We start from the raw sequence: 22046 nt of genomic DNA on the forward strand, positions 1-22046 counted from the left end.
AGAAGCGTTTTTTTCTTGGTATTTTGCTGTGATCTTCAAGGGCGTTGTCGTCTCGGTTCTGTCGTGCGCGCTGTTCGCATCTCTGTATTACCTCTCGCCCTTTCTGGCCCCGCTGGATGGTGAGCAGATCTTTGGCTGGCGCGTGCTGGTTACGCTGCCCTTCACCACCGCATTGCTCTGCGTGGTCAAAGAGGCCGCTGCCGTGCGTGCGCTGCTGACGCGGGCGTTCAAGCAGCCTGTGTTTGCCTTGCAACTGCTGCTGAGCGCGGCATTGCTGGGGGTGCAGCTCTGGCTCTTTATGTGGGCACCCATGAACGGGCGCGCGCTGCCTGTGTCGCTGGGCTACTTTCTGCTGCCACTGGTGATGGTGGTGGCGGGGCGTTTGCTGTTTGCCGAGCGGCTGACGCGAGTCCAGACGCTGGCTACGCTGGTGGCGGCCGTGGGTGTGGGCCATGAAATCTGGCAGGCCGGCAGCATGTCGTGGGAGACCTGGGTTGTCGCGCTGGGCTACACCGTCTATTTTTCGCTACGCCGCTGGCTGCACACCGATACGCTGGCCGGGCACTGGGTCGATATGGCCTTGCTGCTGCCCGCAGCCATTGTCTTTACGCTGCGCGCACCCAATAGCTGGCCGCTGGTGGCAGATCACCAGGCGCTGTGGCCTTTGCTGCTGGTGCTGGGCGTGGTCAGCGCCGTGGCGCTGGCGCTTTACATGATTGCCAGCCGCTGGTTGCCCATGGGCCTGTTCGGCCTACTGTCGTATGTTGAACCAGCCCTGCTGGTCGTCGTTGCATGGCTGTTGGGCGAAAGCATTGCGCCGCAGCAGGTGCTGACTTATGTCCTGATCTTTGCCGCCGTGGGCTTGCTGATCGGCGATGGCATCTGGCATTTATGGCGTGGGCGTTCACACAGGCTTCACTGAGATGAAGGCAGTCGTTGCCCCAATTTGGTGCGCTGGCGGCAATAATTGCTTCTTTGTCTCTTTGAAGGAATTGCTCGTCATGGCATCGACCACATCCCCCATTCGCATTGGCATTGTTGGCTACGGCAATCTGGGGCGCGGCGTGGAAGCCGCCGTCGCCAAGAACCCCGACATGCAGCTGACGGGGATTTACACACGTCGCGACCCTTCGCAGTTCCAGCCTCTGAATGTCGGCACACCCGTGCACGCCATGGATGCTTTGCTGTCCCACAAGGGCCAGGTCGATGTGCTGATTCTCTGCGGTGGCTCCAAGGATGACCTGCCCAAGCAAGCCCCCGAGCTGGCAGCCCACTTCAACCTGATCGACAGCTTTGACACCCACGCCCGCATCCCCGAGCACTTTGCCAATGTGGACAAGGCCGCTCAGGGCGGTCAGTGCACCGCGCTGATCTCGGCCGGCTGGGACCCCGGCATGTTTTCCATCAACCGCGTGATGGGCGAAGCCCTGCTGCCCGATGGCGCCACCTACACCTTCTGGGGCAAGGGCCTGAGCCAGGGCCACTCCGACGCGATCCGCCGTGTGGACGGCGTGGCTGGCGGCGTGCAGTACACCATCCCTGTGGAAGATGCGGTGAACAAGGTGCGCTCTGGCGTGCGCCCCGAGCTGAGCACCCGTGAAAAGCACAAGCGCGAATGCCATGTGGTGCTGAAAGACGGTGCGGACGCCGAAGCCGTGCGCAAGACCATTGTGGAAATGCCTCATTACTTCGACCAGTACGACACCACGGTCAACTTCATCAGCGCCGAAGAACTGGCCCGCGACCACGCTGCCATGCCCCATGGCGGTTTTGTGATTCGCAGCGGCAATACCAGCGCCGAAAACAAGCAGGTCATCGAGTACCGCCTGCAGCTGGATAGCAACCCCGAGTTCACCTCCAGCGTGCTCGTGGCCTACGCCCGTGCCGTGCACCGCATGGCCCAGGCCGGCCAGCATGGTTGCAAGACGGTGTTTGACGTGGCTCCTGGCATGCTGTCGCCCAAGAGCGCTGCCGAGCTGCGCGCTGAGCTGCTGTAAGTCTTCAGCGCCTTCAGTCAAAAAGCCTCGCAAATATTGCGAGGCTTTTTATATGAAAAATGGCTGCAGCGCTTTTCTATTAAGTGCAAGCAGCTATCAAATCAGGATTCCTTGCCGGTGCCCACGCGCGCTGCATCTTCCAGCTTGTCCACATCCCGCAGGGGCTTGAACAGTGTCATCCACGCACCCACCACGCCCAGCGTGCACAGGCTGCCCAGAATGGCGGCAGGCATCACGCCAAACCACGATGCGCTGCTGCCCGCACGGAACTCGCCTAGCTCGTTGGATGAGCCGATGAACAGCATGTTCACCGCATTCACGCGGCCACGCATATGGTCTGGCGTGGAAAACTGCACCAGCGCGCCGCGGATATAGACGCTGACCATATCGGCCGCACCGGCCACGGCCAGCGCCAGCATGGACAGCACAAACCAGTGCGAAAGAGAAAACACCAGATTGGCCAGACCGAACACGGCCACGGCCGCAAACATCACCTTGCCCACGCTGCGGTTGATGGGGCGCGAAGCCAGCCACAGACCCATGCACACCTCGCCCGCGGCCATGGATGAACGCAGCAGGCCCAGCCCTTGCGGGCCGACCTTGAGCACCTCATGCGCATAAACGGGCAGCAGCGCAATCACACCGCCCAGCAGTACGGCAAAAAGGTCCAGCGAGATGGTGCCCAGAATGATGGGCCTTGTGCGCATAAAGTGCAGCCCTTCGGCAAAGCGCTGCCACATGGTGCTCTGGTCATCAGCGCTGGGCGCTTTGAGGTTGGCAAAGCGCACGGGCACCTGGCTCAGCAAAGCAGCACCCAGAATCAGGCTGATACCGCAGACCGCATAGGTCAATACACCGCCGCCCAGCGCATAAAGCAGGCCGCCCAACACCGGTGCGGCGATGGCTGAAATGCGCATCAGCATGCTGTTGGTCGCCAGCGCCTTGGCCAGCTGCTCGCGGGCCACGATTTGCGGCAGCAGGCTTTGCAGCGCCGGGCCGCTGAAGGCGCGGCTGCAGCCGAACAGCACCAGCACCGCGTAAATCCAGTTCACATCCTGCGTGCCGCTCTGGGACAGCAGCCATAGCAGGCACGAGCAGACCGAAGCCAGCAGCCAGCTGATGGTCAGCAGGCGCTTGCGGCTCATGCGGTCGCTGAGGTCGCCAGCCGGTATCAGCAAACACATCATGGGCAGGAACTGCGCCAGCCCCACATAGGCCAGCGACAGCGGCTCGCGCGTGATGTCATAAACCTGCCAGGCCACTACGACGGCCTGCATCTGCTGCGCAAACATGGTCAGCATGCGCGCCAGTACAAAACTCAGAAAAGCGGGGTCGCGTAGTGGTGTAGCACTGGGTGCATTAGGCACAGATTCAGGGGAAGGCGAGGGACTTGGCAAGATGAATTCCGGAATGGCGGCCAGTGCCGATCTGCGCTGATGCGCCTGCCGAGCAATGTAAAAAATCAGACAGCAGAGTATCTGCGATTGCCCTGTGCTTTGCAGAAGTCATGGGCAAGGAAGTGATCACTGTCAGCCTTGTGATGACCAGATCTGAAAGCCGCGAAATGATGAGAAAACGGAGGGGGTGAAATCCCGCAGTTTGTTAAAAATATTTTCCGACGGTGGCATGAGCGTCTTTCCCACAACTGGAAAAACGCCGGAGATTCACCATAGCTATATGCAAAAAGACTGGCGTTGCGATTGATAACGTTTTCATTCAAGGAGTCCCATCATGTCCATGCTTTCGATGCAATACGCCGGAACGCTTCTGGGGCGCGAAGCAGTCATTGAATTCCCGGACAGTCATGCCGAAGTTCGCTACACCGCCAAGGGGCAGATGCGCTGGCGCGTGGTGGACTCCCAGGGCCATGTATCCAAAGGCTGTGAAAAGCTCAGCTATCTGCAGCTCAGCGATCACCTGCACTTCCTCAACTGGATCGAAAAAACCGGCTTTACCGTCAGCCAGGTCATCGACTCCGCCAAGGGCACGGTTCAGGCCTTCTGGTCCTACGCCGATGAGCAGTGTGAAACAGGTCATCGCTCTTCCATGTTTGTGGAAGGCCGCTTCCGTCTGCGTTGAATTTTTCGGCTCTCGCTAAAGCCTTGTGGCAGCGGCGAGGTCTGAACTGGTTTTTGTGTGTGAGGTCAGTGTCTCTCCTCTCTTGCCGGCATCCGAAAGGTGTCGGCTTTTTTTTGTCCGTGAAACATGAGGACAAAGGTGCGTCACTGCGTAATTTTTGATCGCAGGCCTTTGCGCCAGTGCTGGTGCGGGTTTACGGCGTTCCAGAGGGGCTTGTCCACAGGACGCTCCACAGTGACTGGGTATAACCCGTAGAGCTACTTATGCCTCTGATATCGATTGCGCAGCACTAGCTAAGTCGCTTTGATCAAAGGAGAATTTCTCCATGTGGGCATCAATCAAGCTTGAGACAGGGGGTGTGAAACATTGGCACTCTTCAACGGCTGCCAAAAACAAAAAAAGCCGACGCTGTGGTCGGCTTTTTGTGCAGGCTGCGCTGGTTTATTTGCGCTTGTCGGCAATGGAGGAAGAGACCACCATGTCCAGCACATAGGCATAGCTGGATGCATCGGCAGGCACGTTCTGACGCTTGAAGCGGTTGATGCGCAGCACGTTGCTCACGCCTGCTTCGTGCTTGTAGCCTTCAATTTCGCTGTAGAAATTTTCCCATGGGCCGGTATAGGTCTTGACGCCGTTTTCGCCATAGCGGATTTCACGCACTTGCAGGCATTGGTAATCCTTAATCACACCATGGCTGCAGGCTTTGCGCTCGGGTGCCACTTCCAGAAAGATGCGTTCGGGCGCGCTGCCGTACTGCGTCTGGGGGGTGGGCTTGCCGCTGAGCTGCCAGCGTGTGCCGTCGATGAACTGAACAGTCAGGCGGGGCTGCTCTTGCGTGCTTCCACCCAATTGCACATTCCACTGCTTGCTCGTGGGCAGGATGCGGGCGACTTTTTGCTCCAGCATCATGAGCTGGCTGTCGTTGCAGGCACGCAGTGTGCTGACGCTGCGTTGCACGTTCAGGCGCTGGCCTTCAACGCTATAGCCTGCAGAGATGACATTGCACAGGTTTTTGACCATGACGCGCTGGTCGGCAAATTCCAGCTCGATAGGCGCCTGGTTGCCGCTCAGAAACCAGCTCTGGTCTTCGGCACCAGCGGGAGTGAAAGCTTGTTGCAGCTTCCAGTGGTAAGCCGTCAGAGATGAGGCATCGCCAGCAGGGCCGTTGGGGCCAGGCTTGCTGACGCCACCACCGCTAGTCGTGCCGCAGGCGGCCAGCGTCATGGAGGCAACTAGAGGGAGGCACCAGGTCCAGCGAAATTTCATGAGGATTCCTTCAATGTGAAATAGGGGGAGATGGCAGCAAGCTGCGTCTGAGGCATCAGAGTCGTGTTGACGATATCAGTTCCCCGTGTACCTCTATGACCTTAACCGAATGCGGTGAGCACTTTGGCGATTTGAGTCGTTCACATTGTCAGTAAATGCAGCGGTGATGGCTATAGGGGCGGTTAGCAAGCTTGGTGCATGTCGTGAAGGCGCTGTAAATATGGCAAAAATCCGTATTTCCGGCACCGATTCGCCGGGCAAGGACTTGTCAAGCTGCTACCCTTGAGCGCTGAGGGTGCGCACCGCGCAGGTCTCGGTATCAAGGAAATTGTGTGCGCTTAGGTGGAGTTGCTTTGTCTGCAAAGAGTATTTTGAATCTGGGCCTTGCCAGTTTGCTGGTCGGTCTTTTGAGCGCTTGCGGCACCTCCCAAACGGTGCATGAGCCGCTGCAAGAGACTTTTGATTCAAGCTCCACGTTCTCTCGCGGTTTTGATGCGACGCCTGCGCAGACCTGCGAGGCGGCGCGTCGGGCATTGCTGAGCCAAGGCTATATTGCTACGGCCAGGACTCAGGAGCTGATTGAGGGGCGCAAAAACTTCCAGCCGAATGTCGAGACGAATCTGGAAATCAACTTCCGTGTGGTCTGTGTGCCGCAGACCAGCGATGGTCAGGTCAGTTTGGGTTTTGCCACGGCATTGCAAGATCGGTACACACTCAAGAAAAGCGCCAACTCGGCCAGTGTGGGTGTGAGTGCGCTGGGCTCGCTGTCTCTGCCGTTTTCTTCCAGCACGGACTCGCTGGTCAAGATTGGCAGCGAGACCATTTCCAGGCGCAGCTTTTACGACAGCTTTTTTGAGCTGCTGGAAAGCTATCTCAAGCAGGACAAAGAAACGCCTTGAGTGCCTTGAGGCTGAATTGGCTTGCAGCGCTTGATGGGTTTGCGGTACCTATATCAAATGCATAGCAAAAAGCGGCTTTAAAAGCCGCTTTTTTGTGGTTGTGAGTTCCGCTTAAATAAACAGAGCCGGGTCCACCATGGCACGGTTCAGCATCACGCTCCAGTGCAGGTGGGGGCCGGTCACGCGGCCTGTAGCGCCGACCTTGCAGAATGGGTCGCCCGTTTGCAGCATGTCGCCGACCTTGCAGTTCACCTGACTCAGGTGGCAGTACATGCTGAGCAGGCCGCCGCCATGGTCCAGCCAGACCGTGCCGCCGTTGAAGAAATAATCGCCCACATCAATGACTTTGCCGGGCAGCGGAGCCTTCACCGGCGTGCCCGTAGGTGCAGCAATGTCCATGCCGCTGTGCGGATTGCGGGCCTGGCCATTGAAGATGCGGCGCAGGCCAAAGCTGCTGGAGCGGCGGCCGGGCACAGGCACTTGCATTTGCAGGCTGGCAGCCATGGGCAGCGGCTGGCTCAGGCTGGTCATCACCGTCTTGAGATGGGCTGCCTCGCGTTCATAGCGGGTGTTGTCTTCGGGAGATAGGTCCACGGTCTTAGGAGAGACCTTGAGGCGCTGCTCCACATATTTCTTGTCTTGCACCGAGAGGCGCTTGTCGCGCAACTGGCCGTCCATTTCCACGGGCAGGGTGTATTCGCCGGGTGCGGTTGCCAGAGGAATGCCGATCAGCGCCGTCCACTCAATCATGTCGCCAAGTACCAGCGCGGGCGCATCGTTGTAGCTGAACTTGGGGCGGGTCGATGCAGGGCCTAGCGAAAGGCGGGCAACGCCGCCGGGCACGCGGCTGTCTTGTGGCCAGACCCTGTCGCTTTGCGCGGCTTTGGCAGCCCATGCGGGGGCGCTGGCAATGCCTGCTGTCAGGCCCATCCATTGCAGCAGGCGGCGGCGTTCAAGAGCTGTATTCATGTTCATCTTTGATTAAAAAAGGGCTGTAGCCCATATCTATCAAGCGCTGGCTGATACAGGAACGATAGCACGGGGGAAGCCGCCGTCAGCACAGATGGTGCCCGAGGTGTGCAGAAGATTTGCTCTTAATGAATAGCTGCGCGCGCTTGTTGGGCGTGCGCAGCAGGGCCAAACTGTCCGGATGTTTAACGCATGATGAGAAAGGCGATGATCGCAATCACCGCCACGATGGCGATTAAAGTCACCATCTTCATGCCTTGGTTTTTGCCATTTACTCCATGGCCTCGGTCATCAGCATGGCCGTGCCTTCCTGGCTCAGAGGCTTGCCATTGGCCTGAATTTCACCCTGGGCAAAGACAATTTCGGTGCGAATTTTTCCGTCCTGGTCTTCAAAAATACCTTCCTTCGTGAGCAATTCCAGGCTGCCCTGAGTCTGAAGCTTGGCTGTGGAGTCAATCTCTTCGGGCTTGTAATCGTTTTCATCGTCCAGATTGGCGATCAGGCTGGCGCGCTTGCGCGACTGGATCAGGCTTTCCACCAGGGGCTTGGGTATATCGGCCTTGACGCTGACCTTCAGGTCCTTGAGCAGATTGCCCATTTTTTCGCCATCACCCATATATTTAACGGCTGCAGAAAACTCGCTCACGCCTTCGGGTGTGCGCATGGACAGGCGCTTGATTTCAATCGACGGCTGGCGCGCCAGAGCCTGTGTCAGCGATTTGAGCATTTTTTCGCGCAAGTCATCGCCGGACATTTCGTCTTCATCGTCCGTTGCTTCTTCGCCCTCGGCGCGTTGAGCTTGCATGCGCTTGCTCATCTCCATGGCCTGGTTGATCCAGCCCGCATCGACATTGTTAAAGGCCATATCCAGCACCAGATCGTTGGCCTGCTTGTCTTCCAGCTTGGCGTTTTTGATGCCTGACTTGAGTGTCATCTCAACCACATCACCCTTGAGCAGGGTGTCCGAGTCCATGCTGATGCCTTCGAAGTGGCTGGCCGAGGTCTTGCCGTCTTCAATCTTGCTGGTCGCAAATTTGGCAATATTCATGGCAAACGGGCCGGTCCAGAATTTCTGGCCTTCGGGCTGCTTGATGTCAAAGCGAATCTCGGCCTTGTCCATCGTTGCGCTGCCTTCGGCATCCTTGAATTCCAGGCCTGCAAAATGCCCTGTGCCTTTGGCGCCCTTCAGGTTGGCGGGCATGTCCCAGTCGATCTTCATGCCGCCCCAGGTCATATCGCTGTCATTGACCTTGGCTGTTACGGCGGGCGAAGTCATGACGCTGGAGCTGCTGCGGCCCCAGCCAACTTTGGTGGCGACCTCTAGCGGCGAGCGACCATTGAGCGCAGTCTTCAGCGCGGGTTCCACATCATCGGGAAGATTGAAGCGAGTATGAATTTCGGCAGCATGGCCCAGAGGCAAAGGACCGTGGCTGATTGTGTGCTCGGCAGTGAATTGCGTGGGTTCATTGTCATTTTCCAGCGTCCAGATGGTCTTGGCGGTGGAGGAGAATGCTCCGCGCTCGTAGCTGGTGATCTGAACCTTGACGCCGTAGTCGCTGCCCTTGGCAAGGCCTTCAGTAAATCTTTGCTGCAGTTGGCCGCCCATGTAATAACTGGTGCCCAGAGCGCCTGCGACGACCACGGCCACCGCCGCGGCAATACCGATGCCTGCTTTCTTGTTCATTTCTTCCCTTTGATGATTGATGAAAAGCTTTTAATGGATTAGTTGATTAACTTTGATAGTTAATATAAAGAAATTGATTCTAGAAAGAAAAAGGCGTAATTAAGCAATTTCACAAAGTTTTGTGGCGCTGCTTTGAAAGTACAAAATTTAAATACCGCTGGTATTTGATTTTTATCTGGGTTCGGAGAAAGTCAATTTTTGTGTATGGCTGCGGAAACTCAGAACCGTGCTTCAGGTCTGTATTTCAGGTGCCTGGGATGCAATGCTGGCAGCTTGAAAATAAAAAAGGCTGCCGAAAATTCTCGGCAGCCTTTATCAAAGTTTAAACGCAAGCAGCTTTACTTGCCCCAGCTGTCCTTGAGACCGGTGATCTTGTTGAACACGGGCTTTTCAGCGCTGTGGTCCTTGCGGTCAGCCACAAAGTAGCCAAAGCGCTCGAACTGGAACTTGTCATCGGGCTGGGCGCTCTTGAGCGAAGGCTCCACATAGGCCGTCACCACCTTCAGGCTGTCGGGGTTCAGCAATGCGAGGAAGTCCTTGCCGCCCGCATCAGGCTGGGCGTCGGTGAACAGGCGGTCATACAGGCGCACTTCGGCTTGCAGGCCGTCGCTCACGCCCACCCAGGTGATGGCGGCTTTGACCTTGACGCTGTCCGCACCGGGCGTGCCACTTTTGGTGTCGGGCACCACGGTGGCCAGCACCTTGGTGATGTGGCCGTCGGCGTCTTTTTCGCAGCCGGTGCACTCGATCACATAGCCGCCCTTAAGGCGTACCTTGTTGCCGGGGAACAGGCGCTTGTAGCCCTTGGGTGGTTCTTCGACAAAGTCTTCGCGCTCAATCCACACTTCACGGCCGATGCTGAAGTGGCGCTCGGTCACAGGCTCGCCTTCAGCGGGGTGTGGCAGGGCAGGCAGGGTGCAAGGCTCCAGATAGTCGGCGCTGCCAAACACTTCGGCCCAGTTGCTGAGTTCGAGCTTGACCGGGTCCAGCACGACCATGGCGCGGTGGGCCTTGTTTTCCAGGTCTTCTCGCAGGCAGCCGTCCAGAGTGCCGTAGTCGATCCAGGCGTAGTCCTTGGTCACGCCAATGCGTTCGCAGAAGTTGCGGATGGATGCGGGCGTGTAGCCACGGCGGCGCAGGCCGACCACGGTGGGCATGCGGGGGTCATCCCAGCCCGTGACCAAGTTGTTGTCCACCAGATGCTTGAGCTTGCGCTTGCTGGTGATCACATAAGTCAGGTTCAGGCGCGAGAACTCGTACTGGCGTGGCTGTGGCGAGTCAATCAGGCCGCCTTCACGCAGGTGGTCGAGCAGCCAGTTGTAGAAGGGGCGCTGATCCTCAAACTCCAGCGTGCAGATGGAGTGGGTGATGTGCTCCAGCGCGTCCTCAATAGGGTGCGCGAAGGTATACATCGGGTAGATGCACCACTGGTTGCCGGTGTTGTGGTGCTCTGCATGGCGCACGCGGTAGATAGCGGGGTCACGCAGGTTGATGTTGGGCGCAGCCATGTCGATCTTGGCGCGCAGCACGGCAGCGCCATCGGCCAGCAGGCCGGCCTTCATGTCGGCAAAGCGCTGCAGGTTTTCTGCCACGCTGCGATCGCGGAAGGGGCTGTTGACGCCAGGACGGGTGAAGTCGCCGCGGTTGGCCTTCATGTCGTCGGCAGACTGCTCGTCCACGTAAGCCAGGCCTTGCTCGATCAGGTAGACCGCACAGCGGTGCATGAAGTCGAAGTAGTTGCTGGCGAAGTATAGGTTGTCGTTGCCGCTGGCATCTTTCCAGTCAAAGCCCAGCCATTTGACGGCATCGATGATGCTGTCTACATATTCCTGCTCTTCCTTTTCAGGGTTGGTGTCGTCAAAGCGCAGGTGGCAGACGCCGCCGTAGTCGCGGGCCAGACCAAAGTTCAGGCAGATGGCCTTGGCATGACCAATGTGCAGATAACCATTGGGCTCAGGGGGGAAGCGGGTACGGATCTTGGCCTGATCGACCTGACCGCTCTGGTGGTGCTGGGCATCACCGGGCGTACCGCCCCAGTGGCGGGTGGCATAGGTGCCTTTGTCCAGATCGGATTCAATGATCTGGCGCAGAAAGTTGGTGGGCTTGACCGCCTCAGGGGCGGCGTTGGTGGATTTGGAGGCGTCAACAGAGCTCATTGCACCATTTTAGGCTGGCTGCCATGACCTCGTGTTGACCTGCGGACACTGCTGCTGTGCATTTGGTCACAATGTCTTGTGGGAACCTGCCAACCTAATCGGAGTCACAAGCGTTATATCCTCAGGGCTGAAGACTCAGCATAGATCTGCAAGCTCTGCCCTCGATGACTCATAAACAGAGGAGAGATTGTGATGTTCAAAACCACTTCCCCCGCATTGCCAAGTGGCTGGCGGCTGGTTCCATGGCTGTCGCAGGCTTGATGGCGGCTTCGGGCGCTCAGGCGCATGGCGGCGGCGTCAGCTGGTCGATTGGCGTGGGCGTGCCCGGCGTTGCTGTGGGCGTGGGTGCTCCAGTTTATATGCCGCCTCGTCCTGTGTATTACGCACCCCCTCCCGCTGCGTACTATGCGCCTCCCCCTCCTGTGTATTACGCACCACCACCTCCTGTGTACCGCCCTGCGCCCGTCATGGTGGTGCCCGGACCCGTTTACTACGGCGGTGGCTACGGATATGGCTATAGATACGGACATCGTCACAACCACCATCACCATCGTTGATGGGTAACTGTGTTTTGGGCATTACGCTCAACGCTCACAGAACTACGGCTGCTCAGGCAGCCGTTTTTTATGCCTGCAGCAAAGGTGTAGCGCTCGCATAATCCGGGGCAGTCATAGAACAAGGAGAGTGCTTCCGTGAAAACCGTTTACGTCCTCAATGGCCCCAATCTGAACCTGCTGGGCATGCGCGAGCCTGCTATTTATGGCTCGGCCACGCTCGATGATGTCAAAAAGCTCTGCGAAGTCGCTTGCCAGCGCCACGGCCTGGCGCTGGAATTCCGTCAGACCAACCATGAAGGTGAGCTGGTGGACTGGGTGCATGAGGCCGGACGCCTGCAGGCCAAGGGTGAGCTGGCGGCTGTCATCATGAATGCCGGTGCCTATACGCACACCAGCGTGGCGATTCTGGATGCAGTCAAGGGCACGGCCGTGCCGCTGGTGGAGCTGCACATCAGCAATGTCCATGCGCGTGAGAGCTTTCGCCACCACTCCTACCTGTCTGCCGCCGCCCGTGCGGTGATGTGCGGCTTTGGCGTGGCGGGCTATGGCCTGGCCATTGATGCGGTGGCGCAGTGGTAATTGCGGTCAGTGCTGAGCGTGCTTGCTCTCTTGAGCAAGTCTCGCAGGAGCTGGGGCTGCAACTGCCGCCTTTGATGCTGCAGTTGCAGGCCCGCTCTCGGCGCGTGGTGACCCCACTCAGCGCAGAAGAGGGTCGCGGCCAGATGGTCTGGCATGGCTGGCAACCCCCTGCGGGCGTGGCGCAACGCGGCCTGCCCTTGGTGATGCTGCATGGAGGTAGCGGCAGTTGGACCCACTGGCTGCGCGTGATCGAACCCCTGACTGCCGCCGGTTACAGCCTGTGGCTGGCCGATCTGCCCGGTTTTGGTGAGTCCGACGGCGTGCCCGGTGGCATGGATGTGGACACCATGCTGGAGCCGCTGGCTTATGGAATCAAGCATTTGTTGGGTAATGAAAGTACTGGTGCAAGCGCAGGTCCAGTCTGTGATTTGGTGGGCTTTTCCTTTGGCGGCATGGCGGCAGGCTTACTGGCCGCTGCCTGCCCAGAGTTGGCGCAGCGCCTTGTGATGGTGGGCGCGCCGGGTATGGGTATGACTGAGGGGCGTACTGTGCGCCTCAAAGGCTGGCGCCATCTGCCCGGGCTTGAAGCGCAGATGCAGGCGCATCACCACAATATTGCCGAGCTGATGCTGCATGACGTAGCGCTGATTGACGACGAGACACTGGCACTGCATGCGCTCAATGTGGCGCGTGATCGCTTGCCGCGCAGACGCCTGTCGCGCACTGATGCGCTGGCACAGGCGCTGACCCGCGTGCAAGTACCCGTGGCTGCCATTTATGGCCGGTATGACCCGCTTTACGTCGGTCGTCTGCCTGAATTGCACGCGCTGATGCAGCGCCAATGCGCAGGCCCGCTGAACTGGCAGGTGATGGAAGAGGCAGGCCATTGGGCGCAGCATGAGAGTCCTGCGGAATTTTGCGCTGCGTTGCAGCAGGCTTTGCCATGACCGGCGCCGCAGCCTTTGTGCTGACGGAAACCGATGTGCAGTGGACCGCTGTGCGCTCCCAAGGGCCGGGTGGTCAGAACGTGAACAAAGTGGCCAGCGCCGTGCACCTGCGCTTTGACATTCGCGGCTCGCGTTTGCCAGAAGATGTGCAGCAGCGCCTGCTGGCGCTGGGCGATTCGCGCATCACCACCGAAGGCGTGCTGGTTATCAAGGCACAAAAGTACCGCACGCAAGAGCACAACCTGTGGGATGCGCTGGAGCGGCTCAATGCGCTGGTAGCTACCGTGGCAAGACCGCCGCGGCCGCGCAAGGCCACCAAGCCCACATGGGGCTCGCAGCAAAGGCGGCTGCAGGGGAAAAGCGTGCGCTCTGGCATCAAGGCGCTGCGTGGCCGGGTACAGGATTGATGCTGTTTTATGCCGCTATCGCAATGGCTGCAAGCGCTGGCAGCTATCAAAAAATCCTTGATGACAGCGCCGTGGCCATTTGCGCCACACAATAGCGCGTTGCGGGTCTGCGCTATGTTTTTTTGATAGCTGCCGCCGCAGAATACAAAAGCGCTACAGGCGGTTTTCCTCTTATTTTTGCCTCCCTTGGGAGTTTTCATGACCACACTGCCTTTGACTTATCTGGAGCGGTCCGCTCAACCCGTCGCAGGTCAGCCCGCATGGTTGCTAGTGCTCATGCATGGTGTGGGCAGCAATGAGCAAGACCTGTTCGGTCTCGCTGGCTATGTGCCGCCGCAGTTTCATGTCATCAGCCTGCGCGCGCCATTTGCCATGGGTATGGGGGCGTATGCCTGGTTTCAGTTCACCGTGGATGCCGATGGCACGCGCCACATCAACGTGCCTCAGGAGCAGCAGGCGCGCACGCTTGTGCAGCAGACGATTGAGCAGGCGGCGCAGCAGCTCGATATTCCGCCCGAGCGTGTGGTGCTGGGCGGCTTTAGCCAAGGCGGCATCATGAGTCTGAGCCAGCTGCTGACCCAGCCGCAGACACTGCGCGCCGCATTGATCTGGCACAGTCGCCTGTTGCCCGAGATTGCATCGCTGCATGCTCCCGCCGCTGCGTTTGCGGGCAAGTCAGCTTGGGTGAGCCACGGCACTTACGACAATGTGATTCCACTGACCAGTGCTCGTGCCATTCGGGACAGGCTGGCTGCCTTGCCCATGCAGCTGACGTATCACGAATACCCGGGTGCGCATGAAATTCGCCCGGAAGAACTCAAGGCCAGCATGCAGTGGCTGCAGGATTTGACAGAGCCTGCGCAAGGCCCAGACGCTGATCAATGACCGGCGGTTTTTGAAAAGATATTGATCACCAGCACACCGCCCACAATCATGGCCATGCCAGCCAGGGCGGGGGCATCCAGCTTCTGGCCTTGCCAGAAATAGGCCACGGCCGATACCAGCACAATGCCCACGCCGGACCAGATGGCATAGGCCACGCCCGTGGGTACGGTGCGCAACGTCATCGACAGCAGGTAAAACGAGATGGCATAGCCGACCAGCGCCACGCCCGTGGGCATTAGTTTGGTGAAGCCGTCCGACTTGGCGAGAAACGAGGTGGCAATCACCTCGCAGATGATGGCCAGGCCCAGATACAGGTAATTTGTCATGGCAGGCACTTTAGTGCGAGTGAGTCCTGCCTGTTTCACCCGCTGCGTCAAAACCCCGTGCAGGCTCTGGTCCGCCTTGCCAAATCTTGGTGGCTGTGCGCACATCGCCAGCACGGGGCGATGTGCACAGTCGTTACCTTAGATCGCGGGGTAGCTGCCTGTGCCTTCGGGCCAGGGAGTCAGCACATCAAAGCCGGTTTCCGTCACCACCACCATGTGTTCCCACTGGGCGGAGAGCGATTTGTCATTGGTGATGACCGTCCAGCCGTCCGCCAGCTCGCGTGTGGCGGCCTTGCCGGCGTTGAGCATGGGCTCGATGGTGAAGATCATGCCGGGCTCCAGCACCAGACCCTGTCCGGGTGTGCCGTAGTGCAGCACCTGTGGCTCGTCGTGGTAGACCTTGCCGATGCCGTGGCCGCAGTACTCACGCACGATGGAAAAGCGCTCGCGCTGCGCCACGGTTTGAATTGCGTGGCCGACATCACCCAGTGCGGCGCCGGGCTTGACGGCGTGAATGCCGGCGACCAGTGCTTCATAGGTGGTGTTGACCAGACGCTTGGCCAGATTGCTGGGCTGGCCCACGTAGTACATGCGGCTGGTGTCACCAATCCAGCCTTCGGGCGTGGTGACGGCCACGTCGACATTGATGATGTCGCCTTCCTTGAGGATTTGCTTGGCATCCGGGATGCCGTGGCAGATCACATGGTTGACGGAGGTGCAGACGGTCTTGGGAAAGCCGTGGTAGCCCACATTGGTGGGCGTGCACTTGAGTTCATCGACGATGTAGTCGTGGCAGATTTTGTCCAGCTGGTCGGTGCTGACGCCGGCTTGCACATGGGGCGTGAGCATGGCCAGCACCTGGGCGGCCAGGCCACCGGCCTTGCGCGAGAGAAAAATGTCGGAGGCGTCGTGAATCGGCACCATTTTTTGTTTGCCGCGCTTCATTGCATGCCTCCAACCAGACGCACAGAGCGGGGGCGGCGTGCAGAGGCATCCGCCTCGTAGCCTGTCAGCGGCTGCAGTTGCAGCGTGCGTTCAGCCTCTTGCAGCAGCAGGGCGCAAATACCTTCGTAATTGAGCTGAGGGTGATGCTCGGCCAATTGGCCTACGCGCAGCCAGTGTTCGGCCTGAGCATTGATGGAGCGGCCAAGGGCCGCGCTGGAGACACGAATCTGGTCGTGCAATTGGTCTGAAATTTTGACGATTCCCATGGGCACGCATCATACTGCGGGTATACGTTTCGTATATTGGCAATTGCAGATTGCATGGTTGAGTGGGCGGCTTTTTGCAGCGCTGACCTGATTACAGAAAGCCTTCTATCGGCAGCCAGCTCAGCACCCGCACCATGGCGCGTTTGAACCAGCTGGTGCCGGGGTCGTGGCTGAAGGTTTGCGGCTGACCTGTTTCACTGATCCATTGCAGCTTGCCGCTGGCATCCAGTTGTACCTTGTAGGCCAGCATGGGCAGGTACTGATCGAGAGTCTGGCTGACCTCTTGCGCCAGTTTGGGATCCAGTATGACCAGCCCCTGCTCGGTATTGAGCAGAGCCGAGCGCGGGTCGAAATTGAAGGAGCCAACAAACAGGCGCTGCCCATCAATGGCAAAGGTCTTGGCGTGCAGGCTGGCGCCTGAGCTGCCAGCCACTCCACCCTTGCTGCCGCTGAAGGCAGCGGGCGATGGCGCCTCGCCATAGGCTTTGGGCGGATTGCGGGGTTGCAGATTGATCTGGCGGCGCATTTCGTACAGCTCGACCCCGAGTTTGAGCAGGGGCTTGCGATACTGCTCATAGCCAGCGTGCACGGCGGCTACGTCGGTGGCCTCAAGGCTATTGGTCAGAATGCGCACCTTGATGCCTTGTGCGCGCATTTGTGCAAAGGCGTTGATGCCGGCCTGCGTGGGCACAAAGTAGGGCGAGATCAGATCCAGCGACTGGGCTGGTGTGCCAATGGCCGGTTGCAACTGGGCCAGCAACAAGTCTTCTTTGCCAGACTGACTCAAGACCTTGGAGGGGTCGTCGCTGACCAGCGTGGCGGCAGCCCATTCCAGCGGCAGATTGCCCGAGAGCAAATCCTGGCTGAAGCGACTTTGCTGTACGGCCTGAATATAGGCCTGGGATTCAGGCCGCAGGGTGTCTGCCTGCAGGCTGCTATAGACCTGCTGCACGGCTTGCTCTGGCATCGGCGGCAGCAGGCTGGCGCTAGGGTAAGCGGACTGGCTGTTCCAGTAACGATCAAAATCGTGGCCAATATCGGGTACCACGGTGCCGACAGCGACTACATCAAGGTCGGCAAACAGCACGCCATCCGTGGCGGCAAAGTACTCGTCGCCAATATTGCGACCCCCGACGATGGAGGCCTGGTTATCTGCCGTAAAGCCCTTGTTATGCATGCGCCGCTGGGTGCGCGAGAACTCTGTGACATAGCCCAGCACCTTGGGTGTGCGCACGGCAAAGGGGTTGAACAGGCGCACTTCAATGTTCGGGTGCTGATCCAGCGCGGCCAGCGTGGCGTCCATGCCAGCGGTGCCGCCGTCGTCCAGCAGCAGACGTACGCGCACGCTGCGGTTGGCGGCCTGCAGCAGTTCATTGAGCAGCAGATGGCCCGTGGTGTCGTTGCGCCAGATGTAGTACTGCACATCCAGCGTGTGCTGCGCCGCCCGGGCCAGCAGGGCGCGGGCGGCGTACGCGGCATAGGCATCGCTAAGCGGGTGGATGCCGCTCAGCTTGGGGTGCGCTTGCTGCAGTGGGGCGAGTGCTTGACCGAGTCGTGACTGGATTGCAGCTTCCGTACTCAGTGAGTGCGAGGTGGTGCGCTCGGGCATGGGCGGCAGGCTGCAGCCGGTGAGCAGGCCCGCGATCAGCAAGGCGGCCGTGCTGGGCCACAGGGAAAGTGCGGAGCGAAGGGCCTGTGTGTATTGCATCGCGCCAGTATGCCGCAGGCCTGTCAATGACTTTGAGGAAACTCTCAGGCGACTTTCTCGGGGCCGGGCCTGCCGTCTTGCACGACAAACCGGGCCAAGCTGTAGATGCTGCTGTCGGCCTGCAAGGGGTTGGTGACGGCGCGCAGCTCGCAGCTCATGGCTTGCGGCGTGATATTGAACAGGCTGTAGCCGCGCTCTTCGCTGCGGGCATAAAGCACCTGCGGGTTGTGAGCGACGATGGCATCGACCTTGGCCTGCGTGGTGCCGCTGCGCGAGCTGATGGAGGTGCCGCAGAACTCGCTGGCGACGATGGGGTTATCGCGTCCCGGTGCTTGCGCGCTTTGCTGGGCAATGGCGCAGACATAGTTCTGGTGAATGTCGCCGCCCAGCACCACGGTGTTGCGCGGGCGGGTTTGGCTGATCTGGCTCACCAGACGCTGGCGCGCTTGTGGGTAGCCGTCCCAGCTGTCGGTGGATTGCTTGCCGTTCTTGAAGCTGCGTGGGGAGAACAGTGTGGTCTGCACCAGCGATGTCCAGCGCGGTGCGGTGGCCGCGTTGCGTGCATCGGCCTGCAGTTGCTGGCCCAGCCAGCGTTCTTGCTCCCAGCCCAGAAAGCTGCGCGCCGGATCTTGCAAGGCTGTGCAGGTTTCGGTATCGACTGTGCCGGTGCTGGCTTGGCCAGGTGTGCGGCAGGCTTGCAGGTCGCGGTACTGGCGGCCGTCCAGCATGTGCAGCCGTGCCAGTCGCCCCCAGTTCAGCGTGCGGTACAGGGCCAGCCCTTGTCGGTTGCGCAGCATGATGGCGGGGCGCAGCGGCATGTTTTCATAAAAGGCCTGCCAGGCGGCCATGCGTCTTTCTAAAAAGTGAGCATGCTCCCCACGTCCATATTGAGCTGCATAGTCATTTTCTACTTCATGGTCGTCCCAGATGACGGACCAGTTGCACACGGCATGGGCGGCTTGCAGGTGCGCATCGCTTTTGTGCAGGGCATAGCGGTCGCGGTAGTCCTGCAGTGTGCGGGCTGTGCGCAAAGGCTGGGGGCGGGCCAGTCCTTCGGCTTTTTCTGGCTGGGCATATTCATAGATGTAGTCGCCCAGGAACAGAACCATGTCCGGTGCATCCTGCGCGACTTGCCGCCATGCGGTGTAAAAACCGTGTTCCCAGCGCTGGCAGGACGCTACTGCCAGGCGTAGCTGGCGAGCATCGGCCCCTACCTGCGGAGCGGTGCGGGCGCGGCCTGTGGTGCTGACCGCATCGCCGTGCATGAACCTGTAGAAGTACCAGCGGTCGGGTGCCAGTCCATCGATCTGTATGCGCACGCTATGGCCCCATTCGGCGGTGGCCGTGGTGCTGCCGCTGGCAATGATCTGGCGGAACTGCTCGTCATGCGCGACTTCCCAGTACACCTTCATGGGCACCAGTTGCGGCGCATCCTCCATGCCCAGTGATTCTGGCGGGGCGGTCAGTCGTGACCAGATAAGAATGTTGTCGCTTTGGGCATCACCGCTGGCGACACCCAGCGTGAAGGGGTTGTAGCCCAAAGTGCTGCTGGCGCGGGCCCATGCAGGCAGGCTGCCTGCCGTTGTGGCAAAGCCAGAGGCAATGAGGAAGCGGCGGCGCTGCAGGGTGGTGGCGTTTTTCAGATCGGACATGACGGTGAGATGAATACGGTCTGCTGGCAGTATGCGCGCCGCTCATCTTGTTTTTGTGAACACCGCCATGGTGCCCTTTATTTACGGGTTGACCATCACCAGCTTGCCCTGGACCTGGCGCGAGCCCATGCGCTCGTAGGCGGCAAACAGCTCGCTCATGGGCATGGTGCGGTCAATGACGGGCTTGATCTTGCCCTGGTCGTACCACTGGGCCAGCTCCTGCATCATGGCGGCGTTGTTGTGTGGCTCGCGCTTGGCAAAATCGCCCCAGAAAACACCAACCAGCGATGCGCCCTTGAGCAAGGCCAGATTCAACGGCAGTGACGGAATGGGACCGGATGCAAAACCGATGATGAGGTAACGCCCGCGCCAGGCGATGGAGCGGAAAGCGGGCTCGGCAAAGTCGCCGCCCACAGGGTCGTAGATGACGTCCGGGCCTTTGCCGTCGGTTGCAGCCTTGATGGCTTCGCGCAGATCGCCGTGGCTGTAGTTGATCGTGATGTCCGCGCCTTGGGCTTTGCAGAGTGCGCATTTTTCATCGGTCGATGCTGCAGCAATCACGCGTGCGCCTGCGGCTTTGGCAATCTGTATGGCTGCCGTTCCCACGCCGCCTGCAGCGCCCAGCACCAGTACGGTCTCTCCCGCCTTGAGCTGACCCCGGTCGATTAGCGCGTGGTGGCTGGTGGCGTAGGTCATGATGAACGCTGCGGCATCTACAAAGGGAAAATTGTCTGGAAGCGTCATGCACATTGCAGCAGGCGCTAGCGTATGCGTAGCAAATCCACCAGTTCCAGACAGGCAGGCTACATGCTGGCCCACCTTCAGGTGCTTGACGCCTTCGCCCACGGCCTGCACCACGCCTGCGTATTCAGAGCCAGGCACAAAGGGCAGCGGCGGCTTGATCTGGTATTTGTTCTGCACGATCAGCAGGTCGGGAAAGTTCAGGCTGGCGGCCTTGACCTCCAGGAGCACCTGACCGGGGCCGGGCTGGGGCGTGGGCAGCTCGGTCCACTGCAGAGTTTCAACGCCGGTGGGGGTGGTGCAAAGCCAAGCGTGCATAAGGTGTCTCCTGATCTTTATGGGTGAAAAATGCCCGCTGATGATAGAAGTGTGGTGCGAATGCTGCGTGTCTCTGCCGTGACCTTGGAGCCGCCTACAATCCGCTCATCCATGAAGATTCTTATTTGCAATGACGACGGCTTTCAGGCCCCCGGTATCGTGGCTTTGCACGACGCCCTGCGCACCGTGGCAGACGTTGAAGTGGTGGCCCCGGAGCACAACAACAGCGCCAAGTCCAATGCCCTGACGCTGAACGCGCCACTGTATGTGCACAAGGCCTATAACGGTTTTCGCTACGTGAACGGCACACCTGCCGACTGCGTGCACATCGCGCTGACGGGATTGCTGGGCTACCGGCCTGATCTGGTGGTCTCCGGTATCAACAACGGCGCCAATATGGGCGACGACACGATTTACTCGGGCACCGTGGGTGCGGCCATGGAAGGCTTTTTGTTTGGTATTCCTTCCATTGCTTTCTCGCAGGTGGACAAGGGCTGGGCCGAAATTGAAGCCGCAGCCGCAACAGCCCGCCAGATGGTGCAGGACATGCAGTCGCAGCAACTGATTGGCACTGCGCCCTGGTTGCTCAACGTGAATATTCCCAATATGCCGCTGGAGGCGCTCAAGAGCATCAAGCTGTGCCGTCTGGGGCGTCGCCATTCGGCTGAGCAGGCTATTCAGCAGCAAAGCCCGCGTGGCGAGACCATGTACTGGATCGGCAGCGCAGGCGCGGCCAAGGATGATTCCGAAGGCACGGACTTCCACGCGACGGCCCATGGTCATGTGGCCATGACACCGCTAAAGGTGGATCTGACCGATTACGACAGTCTGGGTTACTGGGCACAGACCGCCAGCAAGCTGACGGGTGTGGCATCGTGAGCGAGCGCCGCTCTCCCCAGGTGCCGGGCTGGATCGCCCGCTCCGTGCAAACCGGCGTCAGCGCAGCGCGCTCGCCAGTGGCTCCACGGCCTATCAATCCCTTAGGTGTGGCGGCTTCGCCCGTGGGGGTAGGGCTTGATTCATCGACAGTGCGCGCACGCATGGCCCAGCGCATTGGCGCGGCAGGCGTCAGCAACCCAGCCGTGCTGCAGGCCATGGCGACGGTGGAGCGCCATCGCTTCGTCGATAGCGCCTTGGTCAATCAGGCTTATGAAGACACCAGCTTGCCGATTGGTCTGGGTCAGACTATCTCCAAGCCCAGCGTGGTGGCGCGCATGATGGAACTGCTGCTCGACTCTGACGCTGCCAGAAGCGGGCAGGGTCGTGTGCTGGAGATTGGCACGGGTTGTGGATATCAGGCCGCCGTGCTGGCCATGGTGACCAAAGAGGTTTATTCGATTGAGCGTTTGCGTGGCCTGCATGAAAAAGCCCGCAGCAATCTGCGGCCCATGCGCCTGTCCAATGTCCACCTGATTCTGGGTGATGGCATGGTGGGCTTTGCCAGTGGCGCGCCTTATGCGGGCATCATCTCTGCTGCAGGCGGAGACACCGTGCCGCAGGCTTGGTGCGATCAGCTGGCTATCGGCGGGCGTCTTGTGGCTCCCGTTGTTGTGGGCTCTGGTAAGCAGGCACTGCTGGTGATTGACAAGAGTTCACACGGTTTTACGCAAACAGTTTTAGAAGCAGTTAACTTTGTCCCTCTAAAATCGGGGATCGCCTAGAAGG

Annotated in this window: 22 protein-coding genes; 11 read left to right on the forward strand and 11 right to left on the reverse strand. The window is 59.6% G+C overall.

Annotation, left to right across the window (positions count from 1 at the left end; genetic code table 11):
• The first annotated feature begins 31 nt into the window (after positions 1 to 31).
• Positions 32 to 922, forward strand: coding sequence for an EamA family transporter RarD (rarD, locus tag CLU84_RS05320; RefSeq protein WP_099737874.1), 891 nt, complete (start codon positions 32 to 34; stop codon positions 920 to 922).
• A 79-nt stretch (positions 923 to 1001) separates the two neighbouring features.
• The gene (locus CLU84_RS05325; RefSeq protein ID WP_099736294.1) at positions 1002 to 1997 is read left to right on the forward strand and encodes a diaminopimelate dehydrogenase; all 996 of its coding nucleotides are present in this window, start codon (positions 1002 to 1004) and stop codon (positions 1995 to 1997) included.
• 101 nt (positions 1998 to 2098) lie between these two features.
• On the opposite strand, the gene CLU84_RS05330 is transcribed toward CLU84_RS05325, so the two are convergent.
• On the reverse strand, positions 2099 to 3418 hold the full coding sequence (locus tag CLU84_RS05330; protein WP_369826852.1) for an MFS transporter: 1320 nt from the start codon (positions 3416 to 3418) through the stop codon (positions 2099 to 2101).
• A gap of 310 nt (positions 3419 to 3728) precedes the next feature.
• Here CLU84_RS05330 and CLU84_RS05335 point away from each other — a divergent pair, with 310 nt between their 5' ends.
• Positions 3729 to 4076: a hypothetical protein gene (locus CLU84_RS05335; protein ID WP_099736296.1), complete on the forward strand. Its 348-nt coding sequence runs from the start codon at positions 3729 to 3731 to the stop codon at positions 4074 to 4076.
• 441 nt (positions 4077 to 4517) lie between these two features.
• Here CLU84_RS05335 and CLU84_RS05340 read toward each other — a convergent pair whose 3' ends face one another.
• The gene (locus CLU84_RS05340; protein ID WP_099736297.1) at positions 4518 to 5342 is read right to left on the reverse strand and encodes an META and DUF4377 domain-containing protein; all 825 of its coding nucleotides are present in this window, start codon (positions 5340 to 5342) and stop codon (positions 4518 to 4520) included.
• Positions 5343 to 5734: 392 nt separating this feature from the next.
• Between CLU84_RS05340 and CLU84_RS05345 the strand changes: the two genes are divergently transcribed.
• Complete coding sequence (locus CLU84_RS05345; protein WP_099737875.1) at positions 5735 to 6241, forward strand: DUF2242 domain-containing protein; 507 nt, start codon at positions 5735 to 5737, stop codon at positions 6239 to 6241.
• A 111-nt stretch (positions 6242 to 6352) separates the two neighbouring features.
• On the opposite strand, the gene CLU84_RS05350 is transcribed toward CLU84_RS05345, so the two are convergent.
• The 3 genes from CLU84_RS05350 to CLU84_RS05360 form a co-directional block, all read right to left on the reverse strand.
• On the reverse strand, positions 6353 to 7216 hold the full coding sequence (locus tag CLU84_RS05350; RefSeq protein ID WP_369826803.1) for a peptidoglycan DD-metalloendopeptidase family protein: 864 nt from the start codon (positions 7214 to 7216) through the stop codon (positions 6353 to 6355).
• A 265-nt stretch (positions 7217 to 7481) separates the two neighbouring features.
• Entirely contained in the window at positions 7482 to 8894 is a 1413-nt protein-coding gene (locus tag CLU84_RS05355; protein WP_099736298.1) for a YdgA family protein, read from the reverse strand.
• A 338-nt stretch (positions 8895 to 9232) separates the two neighbouring features.
• Positions 9233 to 11050, reverse strand: coding sequence for a glutamine--tRNA ligase/YqeY domain fusion protein (locus tag CLU84_RS05360; protein WP_099736299.1), 1818 nt, complete (start codon positions 11048 to 11050; stop codon positions 9233 to 9235).
• A 164-nt stretch (positions 11051 to 11214) separates the two neighbouring features.
• Between CLU84_RS05360 and CLU84_RS05365 the strand changes: the two genes are divergently transcribed.
• The 5 genes from CLU84_RS05365 (at position 11215) to CLU84_RS05385 (ending at position 14425) form a co-directional block, all read left to right on the forward strand.
• A complete protein-coding gene (locus CLU84_RS05365) occupies positions 11215 to 11607 on the forward strand; it encodes a hypothetical protein (RefSeq protein WP_233209931.1) in 393 nt (130 codons plus the stop codon).
• 135 nt (positions 11608 to 11742) lie between these two features.
• Positions 11743 to 12186, forward strand: coding sequence for a type II 3-dehydroquinate dehydratase (aroQ, locus tag CLU84_RS05370; protein WP_099736300.1), 444 nt, complete (start codon positions 11743 to 11745; stop codon positions 12184 to 12186).
• 74 nt (positions 12187 to 12260) lie between these two features.
• Positions 12261 to 13133, forward strand: a complete 873-nt coding sequence (locus tag CLU84_RS05375) for an alpha/beta fold hydrolase (RefSeq protein WP_099737878.1) — start codon at positions 12261 to 12263, stop codon at positions 13131 to 13133.
• A complete protein-coding gene (gene arfB / locus CLU84_RS05380) occupies positions 13130 to 13540 on the forward strand; it encodes an alternative ribosome rescue aminoacyl-tRNA hydrolase ArfB (RefSeq protein ID WP_099737879.1) in 411 nt (136 codons plus the stop codon). Before CLU84_RS05375 ends, arfB begins: the two co-directional genes overlap by 4 nt.
• Before the next feature lie 198 nt (positions 13541 to 13738).
• Entirely contained in the window at positions 13739 to 14425 is a 687-nt protein-coding gene (locus tag CLU84_RS05385; RefSeq protein WP_099736301.1) for an alpha/beta hydrolase, read from the forward strand.
• On the opposite strand, the gene CLU84_RS05390 is transcribed toward CLU84_RS05385, so the two are convergent.
• The 6 genes from CLU84_RS05390 to CLU84_RS05415 form a co-directional block, all read right to left on the reverse strand.
• Positions 14419 to 14751: a multidrug efflux SMR transporter gene (locus CLU84_RS05390; RefSeq protein WP_099736302.1), complete on the reverse strand. Its 333-nt coding sequence runs from the start codon at positions 14749 to 14751 to the stop codon at positions 14419 to 14421. The two genes, CLU84_RS05385 and CLU84_RS05390, sit on opposite strands and share 7 nt — an antisense overlap.
• Before the next feature lie 138 nt (positions 14752 to 14889).
• Positions 14890 to 15696 carry a type I methionyl aminopeptidase gene (map, locus tag CLU84_RS05395; protein ID WP_099736303.1) on the reverse strand — a complete coding sequence of 269 codons (807 nt, stop codon included), beginning with the start codon at positions 15694 to 15696 and terminating at the stop codon, positions 14890 to 14892.
• Entirely contained in the window at positions 15693 to 15962 is a 270-nt protein-coding gene (locus CLU84_RS05400; protein WP_099736304.1) for a ParD-like family protein, read from the reverse strand. The genes map and CLU84_RS05400 overlap by 4 nt, the downstream gene beginning before the upstream one ends.
• Before the next feature lie 91 nt (positions 15963 to 16053).
• Complete coding sequence (locus CLU84_RS05405; RefSeq protein WP_099736305.1) at positions 16054 to 17670, reverse strand: phospholipase D family protein; 1617 nt, start codon at positions 17668 to 17670, stop codon at positions 16054 to 16056.
• Positions 17671 to 17714: 44 nt separating this feature from the next.
• Entirely contained in the window at positions 17715 to 19322 is a 1608-nt protein-coding gene (locus tag CLU84_RS05410) for an alkaline phosphatase (protein ID WP_099736306.1), read from the reverse strand.
• Positions 19323 to 19403: 81 nt separating this feature from the next.
• Positions 19404 to 20381 (reverse strand): NADPH:quinone oxidoreductase family protein, encoded by a 978-nt coding sequence (locus tag CLU84_RS05415; protein ID WP_099736307.1) that lies wholly within the window; start codon positions 20379 to 20381, stop codon positions 19404 to 19406.
• A 111-nt stretch (positions 20382 to 20492) separates the two neighbouring features.
• Between CLU84_RS05415 and surE the strand changes: the two genes are divergently transcribed.
• The gene (surE, locus tag CLU84_RS05420; RefSeq protein WP_099737880.1) at positions 20493 to 21260 is read left to right on the forward strand and encodes a 5'/3'-nucleotidase SurE; all 768 of its coding nucleotides are present in this window, start codon (positions 20493 to 20495) and stop codon (positions 21258 to 21260) included.
• Positions 21257 to 22042, forward strand: a complete 786-nt coding sequence (locus CLU84_RS05425; RefSeq protein WP_099736308.1) for a protein-L-isoaspartate(D-aspartate) O-methyltransferase — start codon at positions 21257 to 21259, stop codon at positions 22040 to 22042. Before surE ends, CLU84_RS05425 begins: the two co-directional genes overlap by 4 nt.
• Positions 22043 to 22046 lie beyond the last annotated feature (4 nt).

The sequence above is a fragment of the Comamonas sp. 26 genome, assembly GCF_002754475.1.
GTDB lineage: Bacteria > Pseudomonadota > Gammaproteobacteria > Burkholderiales > Burkholderiaceae_C > Comamonas.